Below are 16,402 nucleotides of genomic sequence, written 5' to 3' on the forward strand. Positions count from 1 at the left end.
GAGTGAAGTGGGCTGCCGATCCGCACACTTGCTCGCTACGAGGGCGCTCGGGGCGGGGCGAGGCTCTGGGGGCGGGCCTGCTTCGTGGGCTTCTGGTGGGACCGCCCTCTTTCCGAGAGTGGCACCTTCCGCCACCGCGTCAAGGGCGCCTTCGGCGTCGCTGCGCGATGGCCTGCGGCCACCCTTGACCCGGCGACGGAAGCCGCGCAAAAACTCTCGGAGGGCGGTCCGGGGGCCGGGGTCACGCCAGGGGCCCGGGCATCGCTTCGGCCGCGTAAGCGGGTGAGAGGCCGGTGGGTGGGGGCTGGGTTAGTGGCCGGGGCCGGTGGGTCTGTTCGGCCGGTTCGGGGTGCGCGGCCGTGGAATGGGGCAGCCGGGCTTGGCTAAGCGGCGGACGGTCGGTGGTCGGCCGGGATTCAGGCCCGGCTGGTCACTCACTCCCGGTGGGTGGAGAGGTGACTAACCCGCAGTAACTCCGAGTAACAGCCCCCGGAATAACCCCCAAAGAGGGCACATCACTCTTATCGGGCGGAGAAAGTGCACGAATGTCTCGCGTCTCGCCGCCAGCCCGCCCCCCCACCCCGTCCAGCCAAGGACCCACCGGCCGCGACCGCCCCCCGGGCCCCTATCACCCACCGGGACAGACCAGCGGGGCCTGAATCCCAACTGCTCACCGGCCGGGACTCGCTAAGCCGAGCCCGACTGCCCCATTCAACGACCGCGCACCCCGAACCCACCCCAGCGGACCCACCCACCCCCGCCGCTAGCCAAGTCCCACCCCACCGGCCTGCCAGGCGCTTACGCGGCCTGAGCGATGCCCGGGCCCCCGCGTGGCCACGCCCCCGGCCGCCCTCCGAGAGGTCTTTCGCTCCTGGAGCCGCCGGGTCAAGGGTGGCCGCAGGCCATCGCGCAGCGACGCCGAAGGCGCCCTTGACGCGGCGGCGGAAGGTGCCACTCTCGGAAAGAGGGCGGCCCCACCAGAAGCCCACGAAGCAGGCCCACCCCCAGAGCCTCCCCCGGCGACCGTGATCAGGAAGAGGGCCGCGCGGGTGAGGTGCTGATGATGCGCACGGCCCCGCGCGGGGTCAGGCTCGCGCGTTCCTCGGGGCTTGCCGACCAGCAATGTTCGACCGCCGCTTCCCAGAGGTATCCGCTGGGACGCACCGCTGCGCGTCGGTCACGACGTCGCCGACGCGGTACTTCATCACGGGGTGGGCCGGGCGGTGCGGAGGCGTGCGGTGAGCCGCTTGGCGTCGCTGAGGCTGACGACCCCGAGCCCGTACCGGTGGATGTCGCCACCGGGTGCGCGCGTCACGTCCCGGTAGAGGCCGTTCGCGGGGAGGTCGGCGGTGTCCCTGAGGCGGTGACTGCCCGCTCCTGACGGATGTCGGCGGGGGCGCCTCCCGCGCCCGCGGCCGTGGGCCTCGCCGCACACCGACCCGAGTGCCGCCCCCGCCGGCGTCGCATCCTGCGCCGTTGGCGGCTCTGGGCGGCAGACTGGAAGCCCGCCGGTGATCACCGGCCCGACGGTCGTCACCCGGTAAGGGGTCGTCCCGTGTCGAGCCGGTGACAAAATCACCTAGTGACAGGTCGGTCTTCAATCCGTAGGGTGCTGAATATGGATATGCAGACAGTCGTCCTCGGCACGTCCGGCACGACCCCGCAGGACGTCATCGACGTCGCCCGCCACGGCGCCCGCGTCGAGCTGTCGACCGAGGCCGTGCGCGCCCTCGCCGCCGCCCGGGACGTGATCGACGCGCTCGCCGCCAAGCCCGAACCCGTCTACGGCGTCTCCACCGGCTTCGGCGCGCTCGCCACCCGGCACATCAGCCACGAGCTCCGCGCCCAGCTCCAGCGCAACATCGTCCGCTCGCACGCCGCCGGCATGGGCCCGCGCGTCGAGCGCGAGGTCGTCCGCGCGCTGATGTTCCTCCGGCTGAAGACCGTCGCCTCCGGTCACACCGGCGTCCGCCCCCAGGTCGCGCAGACCATGGCCGACGTCCTCAACGCCGGGATCACCCCCGTCGTCCACGAGTACGGCTCCCTCGGCTGCTCCGGCGACCTCGCCCCGCTCTCCCACTGCGCCCTCGCCCTGATGGGCGAAGGGGACGCGGAAGGCCCCGAAGGTGTCCTGAAGCCCGCCGGCGAGCTGCTCGCCGCGCACGGCATCGCGCCCGTCGAACTCAAGGAGAAGGAGGGCCTCGCCCTCCTCAACGGCACCGACGGCATGCTCGGCATGCTGATCATGGCCCTCGCCGACCTCGACACGCTCTACAAGTCGGCCGACATCACCGCCGCGCTCTCCCTCGAAGCCCTCCTCGGCACCGAGAAGGTCCTCGAACCCGAGCTGCACGCCATCCGCCCGCACCCCGGCCAGGCCGCCGCCGCCGCCAACATGCTGGCCGTCCTCAAGGGCTCCGGCCTCACCGGCCACGCCCAGGCGGGCGAGGCCCCCCGCGTCCAGGACGCCTACTCGGTGCGCTGCGCCCCGCAGGTCGCCGGTGCCGGCCGCGACACCATGGCCCACGCCCGGCTCGTCGCCGAGCGCGAGCTCGCCGCCGCCGTCGACAACCCGGTGGTCCTGGCGGACGGCCAGGTCCGCTCCAACGGCAACTTCCACGGCGCCCCCGTGGCGTACGTCCTCGACTTCCTCGCGATCGCCGCCGCCGACCTCGGCTCGATCGCCGAGCGCCGCACCGACCGGCTCCTCGACAAGAACCGCTCGCACGGCCTGCCGCCCTTCCTCGCCGAGGACGCCGGCGTCGACTCGGGCCTGATGATCGCCCAGTACACGCAGGCCGCGCTGGTCAGCGAGATGAAGCGGCTCGCCGTCCCGGCCTCCGCCGACTCCATCCCGTCCTCCGCGATGCAGGAGGACCACGTCTCCATGGGCTGGTCCGCCGCCCGCAAGCTGCGCACGGCGATCGGCAACCTCAACCGGATCATCGCGGTCGAGCTGTACGCCGCGACCCGGGGCATCGAGCTCCGCGAGGGTCTCACCCCGGCGCCCGCCTCCCGCGCCGCCATCGACGCGCTGCGCGCGGCCGGTGTCGCGGGGCCCGGCCCGGACCGGTTCCTCGCGCCCGACCTGGCTGCCGCCGACGCCTTCGTGAGTGCGGGCAGGCTCGTCGCCGCCGTGGAGCCCGTCACCGGGCCGCTGGCGTAGTCGAGAGCGGATCGAGAGCAGTGCGAAGGGCCCGCCCCGGGGATTCCGGGGCGGGCCCTCCGTCATGTCCGGGGGCGGGACACCTCGCTAGGAAGCCCTGCCCCGCCGTTTCATCGCCAGCGCCACGAAACCCGCGCCGACCCCCAGGAAGCCGGTCCCGCCGAGCAGGTACGGCGTCGTGTCCAGGCGTCCCGTCTCCGCGAGGCGGGCGTCGCCCGCGGCGGGGTCGTCCTGGACGATGCCGATCCCGACCCGTACGCCGCCCTGTTCGGCGGTGGCGTTGGCGGACGGTACGAACCACAGGGCGCACAGCAGTGTTCCCGCCGCGGTGGCGGTCAGGAGTGGGCGTCGGGCGGCGGACACGGAAATTTCGATCCCCCTTGCGGAAACCGCGCATCGGTCGGTACGCCGATGCTAATGAACACAGCGGGTCGCGGGAAAGCCGGGAGCCCGCCGCCCCCTACGCTCCGACTCATGAGTACTTCTGAGACAGCACGTTATGTACGGCTTCGGGTCGATGTGGTCCTGGAGATCGACGGTCCCGCCGAGCTGACCGAGGCCGCGGAGGGCCGGATCGACAGCGACGAGTTCATGCCGGAGGAGGAGCGCGTCCAGGCCCGCGCCGCCGCCCGCGAGGACAGCGCCGAGGCCCTCGCCTACCTCATCGAGCCCTTCGAACTGATCCGCGACATCCCCGGGATCGATATGGTCCAGGCCTCCTGGAGCACCGAGGAGGTCGTGTACGACCCCGATGCCCTGGAGTGGGACCTCGGAGAGGAAGATGGGGACGCGGAAGACGAGGAAGACGGGGACGACGACCGGGGTTAGGGGCGCGCACCAGCCGTAAGGCCGGAAAGCGACCAGTTCACAGGCCTCGGGACACCGTCCCGGGGCCTTTCGCATGCCCGCGGGAACCGGACGCACCACCCGTGCGTGTCGAACAGTGGTGTTCCCCACAAACCGTCCGGTTCCGGAACCGGACGGGGTGTCATGGGTATTTAGGTAAGCAGCGAAGCAAGCGTTGGCAGGACTCGGCGACGATGGAGATGCGTGTGATGACGGACGGCAAGCGCCGCAAGAGCCTGGCGGTCGCGGCCGCGGTGCTCGGCGGCGTATTGGTGCTCTCGGCGTGCAACGACGGCGACCAGGGCGGCAGCGCCGCCGGCTCCCCGACGCCACCGTCACAGTCCCAGGTCGACGAGGCCGCGGAGGCGGCCAAGACCTCCAAGGCGCAGATCGTCATCGCTCCCAAGATCGGTACGCAGAACGCGTCCATCAACAACGACGCCAAGGTCACCGTCACCGAGGGCAAGCTCACCGACGTCATCATGACGTCCGCCGAGGGCACCAAGGTCAAGGGCGAGATAGCGGCCGACGGACTGAGCTGGAAGCCGAGCGAGCAGCTGGAGCGGGCCACGGTCTACAAGATCGCCGCCACCGCCACGGACGCGGAGGGCCTGGAGGCCCACGAGAACTCGTCCTTCACGACGGTCTCGAAGGCGAACAGCTTCATCGGGAACTTCACCCCCGAGGACGGCTCGACCGTCGGCGTCGGCATGCCCGTCTCGATCACCTTCAACAAGGCGATCACCGACAAGGCGGCCGTCCAGGGCGGCATCACCGTCACCTCCAGCTCCGGCCAGGAGGTCGTCGGGCACTGGTTCAACTCCCAGCGCATCGACTTCCGCCCGGACAAGTACTGGACCGAGGGCTCGACCGTCACGCTGAAGCTGGACCTCGACGGCGTCGAGGGCGCCGACGGCGTCTTCGGCGTCCAGCAGAAGACCGTCACCTTCAAGATCGGCCGCAACCAGGTCTCCACCGTCGACGTCGCCACCAAGACGATGACGGTCACCCAGGACGGCAAGACGATCAAGACCATCCCGATCTCCGCCGGTTCCCCGGAGAACCCGACCTACAACGGTCAGATGGTGATCTCCGAGAAGTTCAAGGAGACCCGGATGAACGGCGCCACGGTCGGCTTCACCGACGACGACGGCAAGGGCGAGTACGACATCAAGGACGTGCCGCACGCCATGCGCCTGTCCACGTCGGGCACGTTCATCCACGGCAACTACTGGGGACCGGACTCGATCTTCGGCTCGGCCAACACCAGCCACGGCTGCGTCGGCCTCAACGACGCCAAGGGCGCCGGCGACCCGAACCAGCAGGCCGCCTGGCTCTTCGACCACTCGATCGTCGGTGACGTCGTGATCGTCAAGAACTCCAAGGACAAGACGATCGCCCCCGATAACGGCCTCAACGGCTGGAACATGAGCTGGGCCGACTGGAAGGCCGGCTCGGAGGCCTGATCCCCCCGGCACGCGTACGCGGACGAGGCCCCCTCCCGGTGGAGGGGGCCTCGTCGTTCACTCCCGTACGTCGGGGGCCTCGTCGTTCACTCCCGTACGTCGGCGGGCTCGTCCACGCCCCACTGCGCGAGCAGCCGCAGCGCGTCCGCCGAGGCCGTCCCCGGCTCCGCGTGGTAGGTCACGAGCACCAGGTCCGGATCGTCGCCCGCCACCTTCATCGACTCGTACGACAGGGTCATCTCGCCCACCAGCGGATGCCGCAGCCGCTTCGTGCCGTGCCCCTTGTCGGCCACCGTGTGCGCCGCCCACAGCGAGCGGAACTCCTCGCTCTTCACCGACAGCTCGCCCACCAGCGCGAGCAGCAGCGGATCGTCCGGGTAGCAGCCCGCGTACAGCCGCAGCGTGCTCACGACCTCGACCGCCTTGCACTCCCAGTCGATGTACAGATCGCGCGCGTTCGGATCGCGGAAGATCATCCGGGCCAGGTTCCGCTCCTCCGGCTCCCAGGTCGCGAAATCGCCCATCAGCGCCCGCGCCATCCGGTTCCAGGCCAGGATGTCGAGGCGGCGGCCCAGGAGGAGAGCGGGCACCCCGTCCATCGAGTCGAGGAGCCGGCCGAGCCCCGGGCGGACCCGCTGCGGACGCGCGATCGCCGCCCGCTGCCGCTTCTTCACCGTCGGCTTCGCCAGATGCGTCAGATGCGCCCGCTCCGTGTCGCTCAGCCGCAGCGCCCGCGCGATCGAGTCCAGGACCTCCATCGACACGTTGCGGCCGTTGCCCTGTTCGAGACGCGTGTAGTACGCGACCGAGACGCCGGCCAGCTGCGCGAGCTCCTCCCGGCGCAGCCCCGGTACCCGGCGGTGGCGCCCGAACTCCGGCAGCCCCACGTCCTCCGGCTTCAGCCGGGCCCGGCGCGAGCGCAGGAATTCGCTGAGTTCGGCACTGAGGTCCATGCGTCCCGATTATCCCAGGTCGGGCGACCGGGCGGACGGGTGTTCCTGTCCCTGCCAGTGGTAGGCACGCTGGACATAGGCAGGACAGAGGCCTGGGTACGTGCCGCGGGTTCCGGCAGGCTGGTCGCCATGACCACGAACGGCACCACCGTCCCCGCCTACGCCGCACCCGCCGCCAACGCTCCGCTGGAGCGCACCACCGTGCCGCGCCGCCCCGTCGGCGAGCACGACGTCCTCATCGAGATCGCGTACGCCGGCATCTGCCACTCCGACATCCACCAGGCGCGCGACGGCTGGGGCGAGGGCATCTTCCCGATGGTCCCCGGCCACGAGATCGCCGGCATCGTCGCGGAGGTCGGCTCGGGCGTCACGAAGCACCGGGTCGGCGACCGGGTCGGCGTCGGCTGCTTCGTCGACTCCTGCCGTGAGTGCGACTACTGCAAGCAGGGCCTGGAGCAGTACTGCACGCAGGGCGGGACCGGCACGTACAACGCCCTCGACAAGAACGGCGAGCCGACCTACGGCGGCTACTCCACCCACATCGTCGTCGACGAGAACTACACCCTGCGCATCCCCGAGGGTCTCGCCCTCGACGAGGCCGCGCCGCTGCTCTGCGCGGGCATCACCCTCTACTCGCCGCTCGCCCACTGGCAGGCCGGCCCCGGCAAGAAGGTCGCGATCGTCGGCCTCGGCGGCCTCGGTCACATGGGCGTCAAGATCGCCCACGCGCTCGGCGCCGAGGTGACCGTGCTCAGCCAGTCACTGAAGAAGCAGGAGGACGGCCTCAAGCTGGGCGCCGACCACTACTACGCGACGAGCGACCCCGAGACCTTCACGAAGCTCGCCGGCACCTTCGACCTGATCATCTCCACCGTCTCCGCACCGCTGGACTTCGGCGCCTACCTGAGCCTGGTGAAGACGGACGGCGCCCTGGTCAACGTCGGCGCGCCCGAGGAGCCCGTCGCGCTCAACCTCTTCTCCCTCATCGGCGGCCGCAAGACCCTCGCCGGTTCGATGATCGGCGGCATCGCCGAGACGCAGGAGATGCTCGACTTCTGCGCCGCGCACGGCCTGGGCGCCGAGATCGAGGTGATCGGCGCCGAGCGGATCAACGAGGCGTACGAGCGGGTCCTCGCGAGCGACGTCCGCTACCGCTTCGTCATCGACGCGTCGACGATCTGATCGCGGCAAGAGCTCGCTGACGTACTCGCTGACGAACTCACTGACGAACTCACTGATGTACGAGAGGGCCGGGGCGTGCCGCCGCCCCGGCCCTTCGGCGTACCCGCGTGCCCGTGTCAGCCGACGCGGATCTCCCGCACCGTCAGCCACGTCTCCAGGCCGGTCTGCGCCTCGGTGGTCCGCAGCCTGACGTACCGCGCCCTCGTCCCGGCCGGGGCCGTGAGCACGGTGTCGGGGCCGCCCGACAGCTCGCCGAGCGGCTGCCAGGCCGTGCCGTCGAGGGAGTGTTCCACCACGCCGCGGCGGGGGTGGCCCTGCGGCCGGTCGGATGCGCCGAGCGCCAGCGTCACCGTGCCGATCTCCCGCTCGGCCCGCAGGTCGAGGCCGACCCAGGCGCCGGGCTTGGGGTCCCAGAGGCCGCGGAAGTGCGTGGCGTCGTCCCCGTCGGCGGCGCGCGGGATCAGGTTCTCCTGGTCCGCTTCGAGGTTGGTGATGCCCTTGGGGCGGGGGGTGACGCCGAGGGAGACGTCGTGCTCGGCGATGGCGTCGAGGACGAAGGCGTCGAGGACACCGTCCGCGACGATCACCGGGATCTTCAGCCCGTACAGGTGGGTGTACGTGAAGGACTGGGCGTGCGCGACCTGGCCGGGGAGCAGCGCGCGGAGCCGCGCGGCCTCACCGGTGTCGCCGTCGCGGACGGCGCCGGTCAGCGCGAGCGCGGTGCGGGCCGCCGCGCCCCAGGCCTCCGCGGCGTTCAGCCAGGGGCCGGTCTGCTCGACGAAGCGCCGGTCGGGCAGGTCGGCGCGGAGGACGGCAGGGGCGCCCTCGAAGACGGCGAGCTTGGCGTCCAGTACGGCCGCGGCGGCGGGGCGGTCGGCGGGCGCCGCGTGCCGGAAGCGGGCGATGGCGGCGGCGAGTTCGGGGGACTGGCGGCCGGTCATCCGGGAGAAGAAGCTGCCGTCGGCGAAGGTCCGTAGCGCCTGCCGGACGCGCCGGTCGCCGCCCGCCCGCTCCGCGAGCGCGGCGGTCCAGGCGGTGTTCGGGTCGTAGGCGCGGTCGTTCCAGAGGTACTCGGCGACCGTGAACAGGCCGATCTTGGAGGCGTCGGCCTGCGGCATCGGGTTCGCGGTGTAGCCGGCGAGGTCCTGGGGGAGGCCCTTCTCGCGGCCCTCCAGCGGGCCGAGCATCAGCCGGCCGGGGACGTAGTCGTTGACCGGGAAGTTGTCCCAGAGCAGGACGTCGTGGCCGAGGAGCCGCTTGGCCTCGGCCGCCTGGGCGCGGGTGATGGCCGGGGCGATGCCCGCGGTGCCGGTCCACTGGACGAGCACGCCGGGCGCCAGCTTCGTCTCGAGCGCCTTCTTGTACGGCGTCGCTTCGAGGTCGTAGTACTCCGTCGGCACCGTCTGGAGCGGGGCGGCGTCCGGATGGGCGGCGCGCAGGCCGTCGTTCACCCGGTTCAGGAACACGGCCTGGGCCTCGCCGGCGGCGCCGCCGCCCGTGCCGAACCGCTCCTTGTCGGCCTCGCAGTTCCAGGTGGTGTAGCTGATGTCGTCCAGCGGTACGGAGAACGAGCGGACGCCGATGTCCCAGACGCTCTCCAGCTTGGCGATCAGCGCCTGGGCCTCCTCGGGCGCGCTGTAGCAGACGGAGAGTCCGGGGGAGACGGCGTAGGTGAAGTCGACGTGCCGTGCGCGGGCCCGGTCGGACAGCTCCCGGATCCGGGTCACCTCGGCGGCCGGGTAGGGCTCGCGCCACTTGGCCCGGAGGTACGGGTCGTCCTTCGGCGAGTAGATGTAGGTGTCGAGCTTGTGCTCGCCGTAGTAGTCGAGCTGGTCGAGGCGGGTGGCATGGGTCCACGGCGTGTCGTAGAAGCCCTCGACCACGCCGCGCGCCGGGGCGGCCGGCCAGTCCCGCACGGTCACGCCCCGGAGGCGGGCCCCGGACAGGGCGGTGCGCGGCAGGAGTTGGCGCAGGGACTGGGCCGCGTAGTACGTGCCCCGGGCGTCCACGCCGGAGAGCGCGATCCGCTCCGTGCCGTCGGCCGCGCGGCCCGCGGCGAGGACGTAGCCGTCGGCGGGCAGGCCGGCCGGGCCGGGGACGCCGAGGGCGGAAAGGGCCCCGGCCGTGGCGGGGTTCTCCCGTGGTCCGCCGATGTGGACGGTCAGTTGGCCGCGGACGGGGGCGGTCGCGCGCTGGAGGGTGCGGGCGCCCGCGTCGCGCAGGGCCTTCTCGACCACCGCGAGGGCGGCCGGGTCGGTCCGCGGGTCGGTCACCAGCGTCACGGTGGAGGTGACGGTGACGGCGTCGGTGCGGTGGGCGAGCTGCTGCGGGGTGGGCGTGACGGCGGTGCCCGAGGAGGGGGCCGGGGCCGGGGCCGGATCGGCCGGTTCCGCGCCCGCCGGGTGGGCCATGGGCAGTCCGATGGCCAGGGCCAGCGCGGCGGCGGTGGCGATCCGGGGCAGGGTGCGGCCGGGTTCGCCGGTGGTGCGGGTGTCGGGCATGTGGGGCGCTCTCCACGGGTCGCGCGCGGCCGGGGCCGCGGGGGTCGGTCAGGAGCACAGGGACCTCATCAGCCACAGGGTGGGGCGTCAACGCCCCTACGTAGGGGGGGTGGTCGCGTCGCCCCGCGGTTTCCGCTCCGCGCGCACCAATAGGGGGTGGGGCAGGGGGATTCACGGGTCTTTTCAGGGGGCAGGATCACTGGCGGTGTCCGGAGCGGGACAGTTTCAATGTGATCCGGTTCGGCCGTCTGCCGGCCGGTCCGCTTCCGGTCCGTCATGTGTAGTCAGCAGCCGCTGCAACCCCAGGGAGCATTGTGTCCCGTCGTCTGTTCACCTCGGAGTCCGTCACCGAGGGTCACCCGGACAAGATCGCTGACCAGATCAGCGACACCATCCTCGACGCACTGCTGCGAGAGGACCCCACCTCGCGCGTCGCCGTCGAGACGCTGATCACCACCGGCCTGGTGCACGTCGCCGGTGAGGTGACCACCAAGGCGTGGGCGGACATCCCCGCCCTGGTCCGGAGCAAGATCCTGGAGATCGGTTACGACTCCTCGAAGAAGGGCTTCGACGGCGCCTCGTGCGGCGTGTCGGTGTCCATCGGGTCGCAGTCCCCGGACATCGCGCAGGGTGTGGACACCGCGTACGAGAAGCGGGTCGAGGGTGCCTCCCAGAGGGACGACGAGGACGAGCTGGACAAGCAGGGTGCCGGCGACCAGGGTCTGATGTTCGGCTACGCCTCGGACGAGACGCCCGAGCTGATGCCGCTGCCGATCCACCTCGCGCACCGTCTCTCGCGCCGCCTCACCGAGGTCCGCAAGAACGGCACCGTGCCGTACCTGCGTCCCGACGGCAAGACCCAGGTCACCATCGAGTACGACGGCGACCGGGCGGTCCGCCTCGACACGGTCGTGGTGTCCTCGCAGCACGCCTCCGACATCGACCTGGAGGGGCTGCTCGCCCCCGACGTACGGAAGTTCGTCGTGGAGCACGTGCTCGCGCAGCTCGTCGAGGACGGCATCAAGCTCGACACCGACGGCTACCGGCTGCTGGTGAACCCGACCGGGCGTTTCGAGATCGGTGGCCCGATGGGCGACGCCGGCCTCACCGGCCGCAAGATCATCATCGACACGTACGGCGGCATGGCCCGGCACGGCGGCGGCGCCTTCTCCGGCAAGGACCCGTCGAAGGTCGACCGGTCGGCCGCGTACGCGATGCGCTGGGTCGCGAAGAACGTCGTCGCCGCGGGCCTCGCCTCGCGCTGCGAGGTCCAGGTCGCCTACGCGATCGGCAAGGCCGAGCCCGTCGGCCTCTTCGTCGAGACCTTCGGCACGAACACCGTCGACACCGAGAAGATCGAGAACGCCATCGGCGAGGTCTTCGACCTCCGCCCGGCCGCGATCATCCGCGACCTCGACCTCCTCCGCCCCATCTACTCCCAGACCGCCGCCTACGGCCACTTCGGCCGCGAGCTGCCGGACTTCACCTGGGAGCGCACGGACCGCGTGGACGCCCTGAAGAAGGCCGCAGGGGTCTGACATGCGCATAGCCGTCACCGGGTCGATCGCCACCGACCATCTGATGACCTTCCCGGGCCGCTTCGCCGAGCAGATCCTGCCGGACCAGCTCGCCCACGTGTCCCTGTCCTTCCTCGTCGACACCCTCGACATCCGGCACGGCGGCGTCGCGGCCAACATCGCGTACGGCCTCGGCCTGCTCGGCCGCCGCCCCGTCCTCGTCGGCGCCGTCGGCAAGGACTTCGACGGGTACGGGGAGCTGCTCCGCGCCGCGGGCGTCGACACCGACGCCGTACGGGTGTCGGACCGGCAGCACACCGCCCGCTTCATGTGCACCACCGACGAGGACGGCAACCAGCTCGCCTCGTTCTACGCCGGCGCGATGGCCGAGGCGCGTGACATCGACCTGGGCGATGCGGCCCGGCAGCCCGGCGGGCTCGACCTCGTCCTCGTCGGCGCGGACGACCCCGAGGCGATGGTGCGCCACACCCGGGTCTGCCGCGAGCTCGGCCTCCGCCGCGCCGCGGACCCCTCGCAGCAGCTCGCCCGGCTGGAGGGCGACAGCGTCCGGGAGCTCGTCGACGGAGCCGAGCTGCTGTTCACGAACGCGTACGAGCGGGCGCTGCTGCTGAGCAAGACCGGTTGGACCGAGGCGGAGGTGCTCGCCCGGGTCGGGACCTGGATCACCACGCTCGGCGCCAAGGGGTGCCGCATCGACACGGCCGACAGGCAGGGCATCGAGAGCGCGGCCGTGCCCGCGACGGACGCCGCGGACCCCACCGGCGGCGGCGACGCGTTCCGCGCGGGCTTCCTGGCGGCCCTGGCCTCCGGCCTGGGGATCGTCGACGCCGCCCGGGCGGGTGCCGCGATGGCCACCTTCGCCCTGGAGTCGATCGGCCCGCAGACGTACGAGGTCACGCGGGACGGACTCCACGAGCGGCTCGTCGCCACGTACGGCCCCGAGGCCGCGGTGATCGCCCCCGCCCTCTTCAGCGGGGCCCTGTGACGGAGCCGACGGAGGCGGGCCGGACGACGGAGTCCGGCCCGCCCGTCGCGTACGCCGGGTCCGGCCCGCCCGTCGCGTACGGCGGGGCCGGGACCGCGCGGGGGTGCAACGCCCGGTACAAGCAGCTGATCGCCGACGGCACGACGGGCCTCTCGGTCGCCTTCGACCTGCCGACCCGGATGGGCTGCGACTCGGACACGCCGCTCGCCTCGGGCGAGGTCGGCAGGGCGGGGGTCGCGATCGACTCGATCGACGACATGCGGGTGCTGTTCGCGGGGATCCCGCTGGACACCGTGACGACGTCGATGGCGATCAACGCCCCCGCCGCGCTGCTGCTGCTGCTGCTCTACCAACTCGTCGCGGAGGAACAGGGGATCCCCGCCACCGCGCTGACCGGCACGATCCGCAACGACGTGCCCGAGGAGCACCACGCGCGGGGGAGGTACGTCTTCCCGCCGACGCCCTCGCTGCGGCTGATGGCCGACATGTTCCGGTACTGCCGGGCCGAGCTGCCGCGGTGGACCACCGTCTCGGTCGAGGGACCGGAGCCGTACGAGCCGGTCCGGGCCGCTCCGGGCATCGAGGAGCGTCAGGCCGAACGCCTGGCGAAGCTACGGGCCTGGCGCTGCGGGGACCGCGTCCACCGGACGCTCGCGGCCGTGACGGCGGCGGCCGGCGGCGACGACGACCTGATGCCGCCGATGAAGGAGGCCCTGGCGGCGGGGGCCACCGTCGGGGAGGTCTGCGACGCGCTCCGCGAGGCGTGGGGCCCTTCCAGGCCGCTCGACACGCAGCTCGGCGTGCCGCTCGACACACAGCTCGACACGCAGCTCGGCGTGCCGCGCGACACACAGCTCGGCGTGCCGCTCGACGCGCCGATCGGCGCCCCGGTCGACACCACCGTGTGACCCCGGCGTCCCGGGAGGCCGCCCGGCCTCCCGGGACGCCTCACGCGGTGACGGACTTGTCCTGCGCGAGGCTCACCGGGAGGTCCGCCCGGCGGGTCACGTTCAGCTTGCGGTAGACGCGCGTCAGATGTTGCTCGACCGTGCTCGCGGTGACACAGAGCCGGCGCGCTATCTGGCGGTTCGTCAACCCCCGGGCGGCGAGGGCCGCGACCCGCCGCTCGGCCTCCGACAGCAGGCCGACGTCCGGGCCGCCCGGCAGTTCGAGGTCGGGGCTCACGGCCTTCGCCCGGCGACCGCCGCGACCCGGCACGATCTCCTCGGCCAGCGGATACGCGCCACAGGCCCACGCCATGTCACCGGCGAGCCGCGCGGTCATCCGGGCCCGGTAGTTGTCCCCCTGGGCCTGCTGGTGGCGGCTCATCCCGGCCAGCGCACGGGCGTGTTCGAGCCGGTCGCCGCTGTCGTGCAGCATGTCGACCGCCTCGGCGTGCAGCCGCTCCGCCTGCTGACCGTCCGCCGCCGCCGCGAGGACCCGCAGGGTGAGGCCCCGGGTGCGGGAGCGCCCCGGCCGCACCAGGGCGAGCTGGGCCTCGGCCAGCGCCCTGGCCTTCTGGCGGTTGCCGAGCCGCAAGTACACCTCGGCGGCCGAGGTCCGCCAGGGCACGATCGAGGGCTGGTCCAGGTTCCAGCTGCCCAGGATCTCCCCGCACAGCATGAACTCGCCGAGCGCCGCGTGCAGCCGACCCGTCGCCAGCCAGTAGCGGCCCCGGGCGTGCATGTACTCCATGCCGTGCCGCGAGTCGAACATCGCGTCCGGCACCGGCTGCCGCAGGACCCGCTCCGCCTGCTCGTACTCGCCGGCCTCCGTACACGCGAGCAGCAGCGCGGAGAGGGGCACGCCCACGGCCAGACCCCAGCTCTCCGGCGCCGCGTGGGAGAGCGCCAGCTCGGCCCGCTCCCGCGCCGTCGGGAGGTCCCCGCAGCGGATCGCGATCATCGCCCGGGTCGCGGCGAAGACCGCCTCCCAGCCCAGCGACCGCCGCTCCGCGGCCTCGGCGAGCAGCGCGTCCGACCAGAACAGCGCCCGGTCGAGCCGGTCGGCGTGGACGAGGACCAGAAGGGCCGTCTCCAGGGCCTCGTACGTCTCCTCCGACAGACGGCAGCCCTGCAGTATCTGTTCGGCCTGCGCGACGGACGCGTTCTCCGGGCCCCGCTGGAAGACGCCCGCCTGCGCCTGGAGCGCGGTCGTCCGGGGCGCGAGCCGCACCGGCACGGGCCCCCGCTCCGGCTCGGGCGACGGCGGCAGGGACTCCAGGAGCGGAGGGCACAGCGCCGCCAGCCACATCCGGGTGAGCGACAGTTCCAGGGCGTCGGCGTCCGTGGCGGGCCGCAGCCGGGACAGTGCGTCGGCGGCCTCGGGCAGCCGCCCGTACCAGACGAGACAGCGGATCAGCGCCATGACCGGGTGACTGGGGGGCAGTTCGCCGCCCAGGAGCCGGTCGAAGAGCGCGAGGGCCCGGGTCGTCATGTGCGGGTTCATCCGCCAGGAGGCCGCGACCAGATGCGGGGCGAGCCGGGCCAGCTGGGTGTTGTCGGTGCTGGACCGCACGGCGAACTCGAGGATCCGGAACGCGTCGTCGAGGCGGTCGTCGAACAGGGCCTGCTGCGCGCCCCGTTCGAGCAGGGGAAGCGCCCAGGGGGCGTCGGGGGCGCCGCCGACGAGCAGATGACGGGCCACGGTGTCCTCGTCGGCGCCGTCGCGGTGCAGCTGCTCCGCGGCGCGCCGGTGCAGCTCGGTGCGGTCCGCGGGCGGCAGGTCCTGGAGGGCGGCCTCGCGTATCGCGGGATGCCTCAGGGTGCCGTCCTCGTCGAGGAGGCCGATGGCGGCGAGCTCCTGGAGGTGGCGCTCGACGGCGGTGGCCGTCGCATCGGTGAGCCGCTCCACGAGGAGCGGGTCGGACTGATCGAGGACGGCGAGCCAGCGGGCGGTCTCCAGTGTGCCGTCGGCGCTGCGGTGCAGGCAGTCGAGGACGGCCTGGGCGAAGGCGTCGCCGTACACGGGGTCGTCGTCGCCGGCGGTGCCGAGGGTGGTGCGGGCCGCCTGCCGGTCCTGGGTCAGCGCCCGGAGGAGCAGTGGGTTCCCGCCGGTCGCCGCGTGGTAGGCGGGAGCTCGCCGTTCGGCCGCCTCGGGGCCGTAGTGGTGGGCGAGGAACCGGCGTACCCCGCTGGGGGGAAGGCCGGAGAGCCACATGTTGCGGCAGTGCGGCTGGCGGAGCAGCTCCGCGCGGAACACCCGGTACCCGGCGCGCTGCGACGCGCGCTCGGTGAGGACGAAGCCGATGCCGCCCTGCTCGTGGTGGGCGGCGCAGTGGAGAAGGAACCTCAGGGACGCGGTGTCGGCGTGGGTCAGGTCGTCGACGGCGATGAGGAGCGGGGTGCGGAGGGAGACGGAGCGCAGCCAGTCGTGCAGCTGGTGCGTCTCGTCGACGCGGAGCGGTGCGTCGGCCGGGGCCGTGCGGTTCCCGGCCCGCCGCGAGGCGGCGTCCACCAGGTCGCGGACGGTGGACGTGTCGGCACCGTGCTGCTCGGCGCTGCGCAGTAACTGGCAGAGCACCCCCAGCGGGACGCCGCGGTCGCCCGGCAGCGCACGGACCGTCCACACGGGTGTGCCCCGTTCGGCCGCCAGACGCCGGAGCGACCGCAGCAGCTCCGTCTTCCCGCTGCCGGCCGGTCCGGAGACGAGTAACAGCGTCCCGTCACCGGCGGCGGATGCGTCAAGAACGGCCCTCAGATGGGCTATCTCCCCGTCGCGTTCCACCAGATTCATCGCGGAAGTCCCCCTCGTCCGGGCGCCGAA

11 protein-coding genes and 1 pseudogene are annotated in these 16,402 nt (G+C 72.6%); 8 read left to right on the top strand and 4 right to left on the bottom strand.

What is annotated here, in order from left to right; all coding sequences use genetic code 11:
* Nucleotides 1-1,624 precede the first annotated feature (1,624 nt).
* The gene (gene hutH, locus ACFWWU_RS10745) at nucleotides 1,625-3,166 is read left to right on the top strand and encodes a histidine ammonia-lyase (protein ID WP_384142871.1); all 1,542 of its coding nucleotides are present in this window, start codon (nucleotides 1,625-1,627) and stop codon (nucleotides 3,164-3,166) included.
* Between the two features lie 87 nt (nucleotides 3,167-3,253).
* Here hutH and ACFWWU_RS10750 read toward each other — a convergent pair whose 3' ends face one another.
* Nucleotides 3,254-3,529: a hypothetical protein gene (locus ACFWWU_RS10750; protein ID WP_384142102.1), complete on the bottom strand. Its 276-nt coding sequence runs from the start codon at nucleotides 3,527-3,529 to the stop codon at nucleotides 3,254-3,256.
* Between the two features lie 111 nt (nucleotides 3,530-3,640).
* On the opposite strand from ACFWWU_RS10750, the gene ACFWWU_RS10755 reads away from it, so the two are divergent.
* Together ACFWWU_RS10755 and ACFWWU_RS10760 are read left to right on the top strand one after the other, a co-directional pair.
* A complete protein-coding gene (locus ACFWWU_RS10755; RefSeq protein ID WP_384142105.1) occupies nucleotides 3,641-3,994 on the top strand; it encodes a hypothetical protein in 354 nt (117 codons plus the stop codon).
* Between the two features lie 212 nt (nucleotides 3,995-4,206).
* Nucleotides 4,207-5,478: an Ig-like domain-containing protein gene (locus ACFWWU_RS10760; protein WP_384142109.1), complete on the top strand. Its 1,272-nt coding sequence runs from the start codon at nucleotides 4,207-4,209 to the stop codon at nucleotides 5,476-5,478.
* 86 nt (nucleotides 5,479-5,564) lie between these two features.
* Here ACFWWU_RS10760 and ACFWWU_RS10765 read toward each other — a convergent pair whose 3' ends face one another.
* Nucleotides 5,565-6,431 carry a helix-turn-helix domain-containing protein gene (locus ACFWWU_RS10765; RefSeq protein WP_384142112.1) on the bottom strand — a complete coding sequence of 289 codons (867 nt, stop codon included), beginning with the start codon at nucleotides 6,429-6,431 and terminating at the stop codon, nucleotides 5,565-5,567.
* A 129-nt stretch (nucleotides 6,432-6,560) separates the two neighbouring features.
* Here ACFWWU_RS10765 and ACFWWU_RS10770 point away from each other — a divergent pair, with 129 nt between their 5' ends.
* The gene (locus ACFWWU_RS10770; RefSeq protein ID WP_384142115.1) at nucleotides 6,561-7,613 is read left to right on the top strand and encodes an NAD(P)-dependent alcohol dehydrogenase; all 1,053 of its coding nucleotides are present in this window, start codon (nucleotides 6,561-6,563) and stop codon (nucleotides 7,611-7,613) included.
* Nucleotides 7,614-7,729: 116 nt separating this feature from the next.
* Here ACFWWU_RS10770 and ACFWWU_RS10775 read toward each other — a convergent pair whose 3' ends face one another.
* Complete coding sequence (locus ACFWWU_RS10775; RefSeq protein ID WP_384142118.1) at nucleotides 7,730-10,114, bottom strand: beta-N-acetylglucosaminidase domain-containing protein; 2,385 nt, start codon at nucleotides 10,112-10,114, stop codon at nucleotides 7,730-7,732.
* A gap of 314 nt (nucleotides 10,115-10,428) precedes the next feature.
* Between ACFWWU_RS10775 and metK the strand changes: the two genes are divergently transcribed.
* The 4 genes and pseudogenes from metK (at nucleotide 10,429) to ACFWWU_RS10795 (ending at nucleotide 13,545) form a co-directional block, all read left to right on the top strand.
* The gene (metK, locus tag ACFWWU_RS10780) at nucleotides 10,429-11,652 is read left to right on the top strand and encodes a methionine adenosyltransferase (RefSeq protein WP_384142121.1); all 1,224 of its coding nucleotides are present in this window, start codon (nucleotides 10,429-10,431) and stop codon (nucleotides 11,650-11,652) included.
* Between the two features lies 1 nt (nucleotide 11,653).
* A complete protein-coding gene (locus tag ACFWWU_RS10785) occupies nucleotides 11,654-12,637 on the top strand; it encodes a carbohydrate kinase family protein (RefSeq protein ID WP_384142125.1) in 984 nt (327 codons plus the stop codon).
* Nucleotides 12,638-12,714: 77 nt separating this feature from the next.
* Nucleotides 12,715-13,174 (top strand): annotated as a pseudogene (locus ACFWWU_RS10790) (methylmalonyl-CoA mutase family protein); the annotation flags it as partial.
* Nucleotides 13,175-13,239: 65 nt separating this feature from the next.
* Nucleotides 13,240-13,545 carry a methylmalonyl-CoA mutase family protein gene (locus tag ACFWWU_RS10795; RefSeq protein ID WP_384142874.1) on the top strand — a complete coding sequence of 102 codons (306 nt, stop codon included), beginning with the start codon at nucleotides 13,240-13,242 and terminating at the stop codon, nucleotides 13,543-13,545.
* A gap of 40 nt (nucleotides 13,546-13,585) precedes the next feature.
* Here ACFWWU_RS10795 and ACFWWU_RS10800 read toward each other — a convergent pair whose 3' ends face one another.
* On the bottom strand, nucleotides 13,586-16,372 hold the full coding sequence (locus tag ACFWWU_RS10800; RefSeq protein ID WP_384142128.1) for an ATP-binding protein: 2,787 nt from the start codon (nucleotides 16,370-16,372) through the stop codon (nucleotides 13,586-13,588).
* Between the last annotated feature and the right edge of the window lie 30 nt (nucleotides 16,373-16,402).

The sequence above is a fragment of the Streptomyces sp. NPDC058650 genome, from assembly GCF_042717315.1.
In the GTDB taxonomy this organism is placed as follows: domain Bacteria; phylum Actinomycetota; class Actinomycetes; order Streptomycetales; family Streptomycetaceae; genus Streptomyces.

Bases quoted from the DNA above. Each gene is read 5' to 3' on its own strand.
- ACFWWU_RS10765 (WP_384142112.1), bottom strand. From the start codon at position 6,431: ATGGACCTCAGTGCCGAACTCAGCGAATTCCTGCGCTCGCGCCGGGCC.
- ACFWWU_RS10760 (WP_384142109.1), top strand. From the start codon at position 4,207: ATGGAGATGCGTGTGATGACGGACGGCAAGCGCCGCAAGAGCCTGGCG.
- ACFWWU_RS10770 (WP_384142115.1), top strand. From the start codon at position 6,561: ATGACCACGAACGGCACCACCGTCCCCGCCTACGCCGCACCCGCCGCC.
- hutH (WP_384142871.1), top strand. From the start codon at position 1,625: ATGCAGACAGTCGTCCTCGGCACGTCCGGCACGACCCCGCAGGACGTC.
- ACFWWU_RS10800 (WP_384142128.1), bottom strand. From the start codon at position 16,372: ATGAATCTGGTGGAACGCGACGGGGAGATAGCCCATCTGAGGGCCGTT.
- ACFWWU_RS10755 (WP_384142105.1), top strand. From the start codon at position 3,641: ATGAGTACTTCTGAGACAGCACGTTATGTACGGCTTCGGGTCGATGTG.
- ACFWWU_RS10785 (WP_384142125.1), top strand. From the start codon at position 11,654: ATGCGCATAGCCGTCACCGGGTCGATCGCCACCGACCATCTGATGACC.
- ACFWWU_RS10775 (WP_384142118.1), bottom strand. From the start codon at position 10,114: ATGCCCGACACCCGCACCACCGGCGAACCCGGCCGCACCCTGCCCCGG.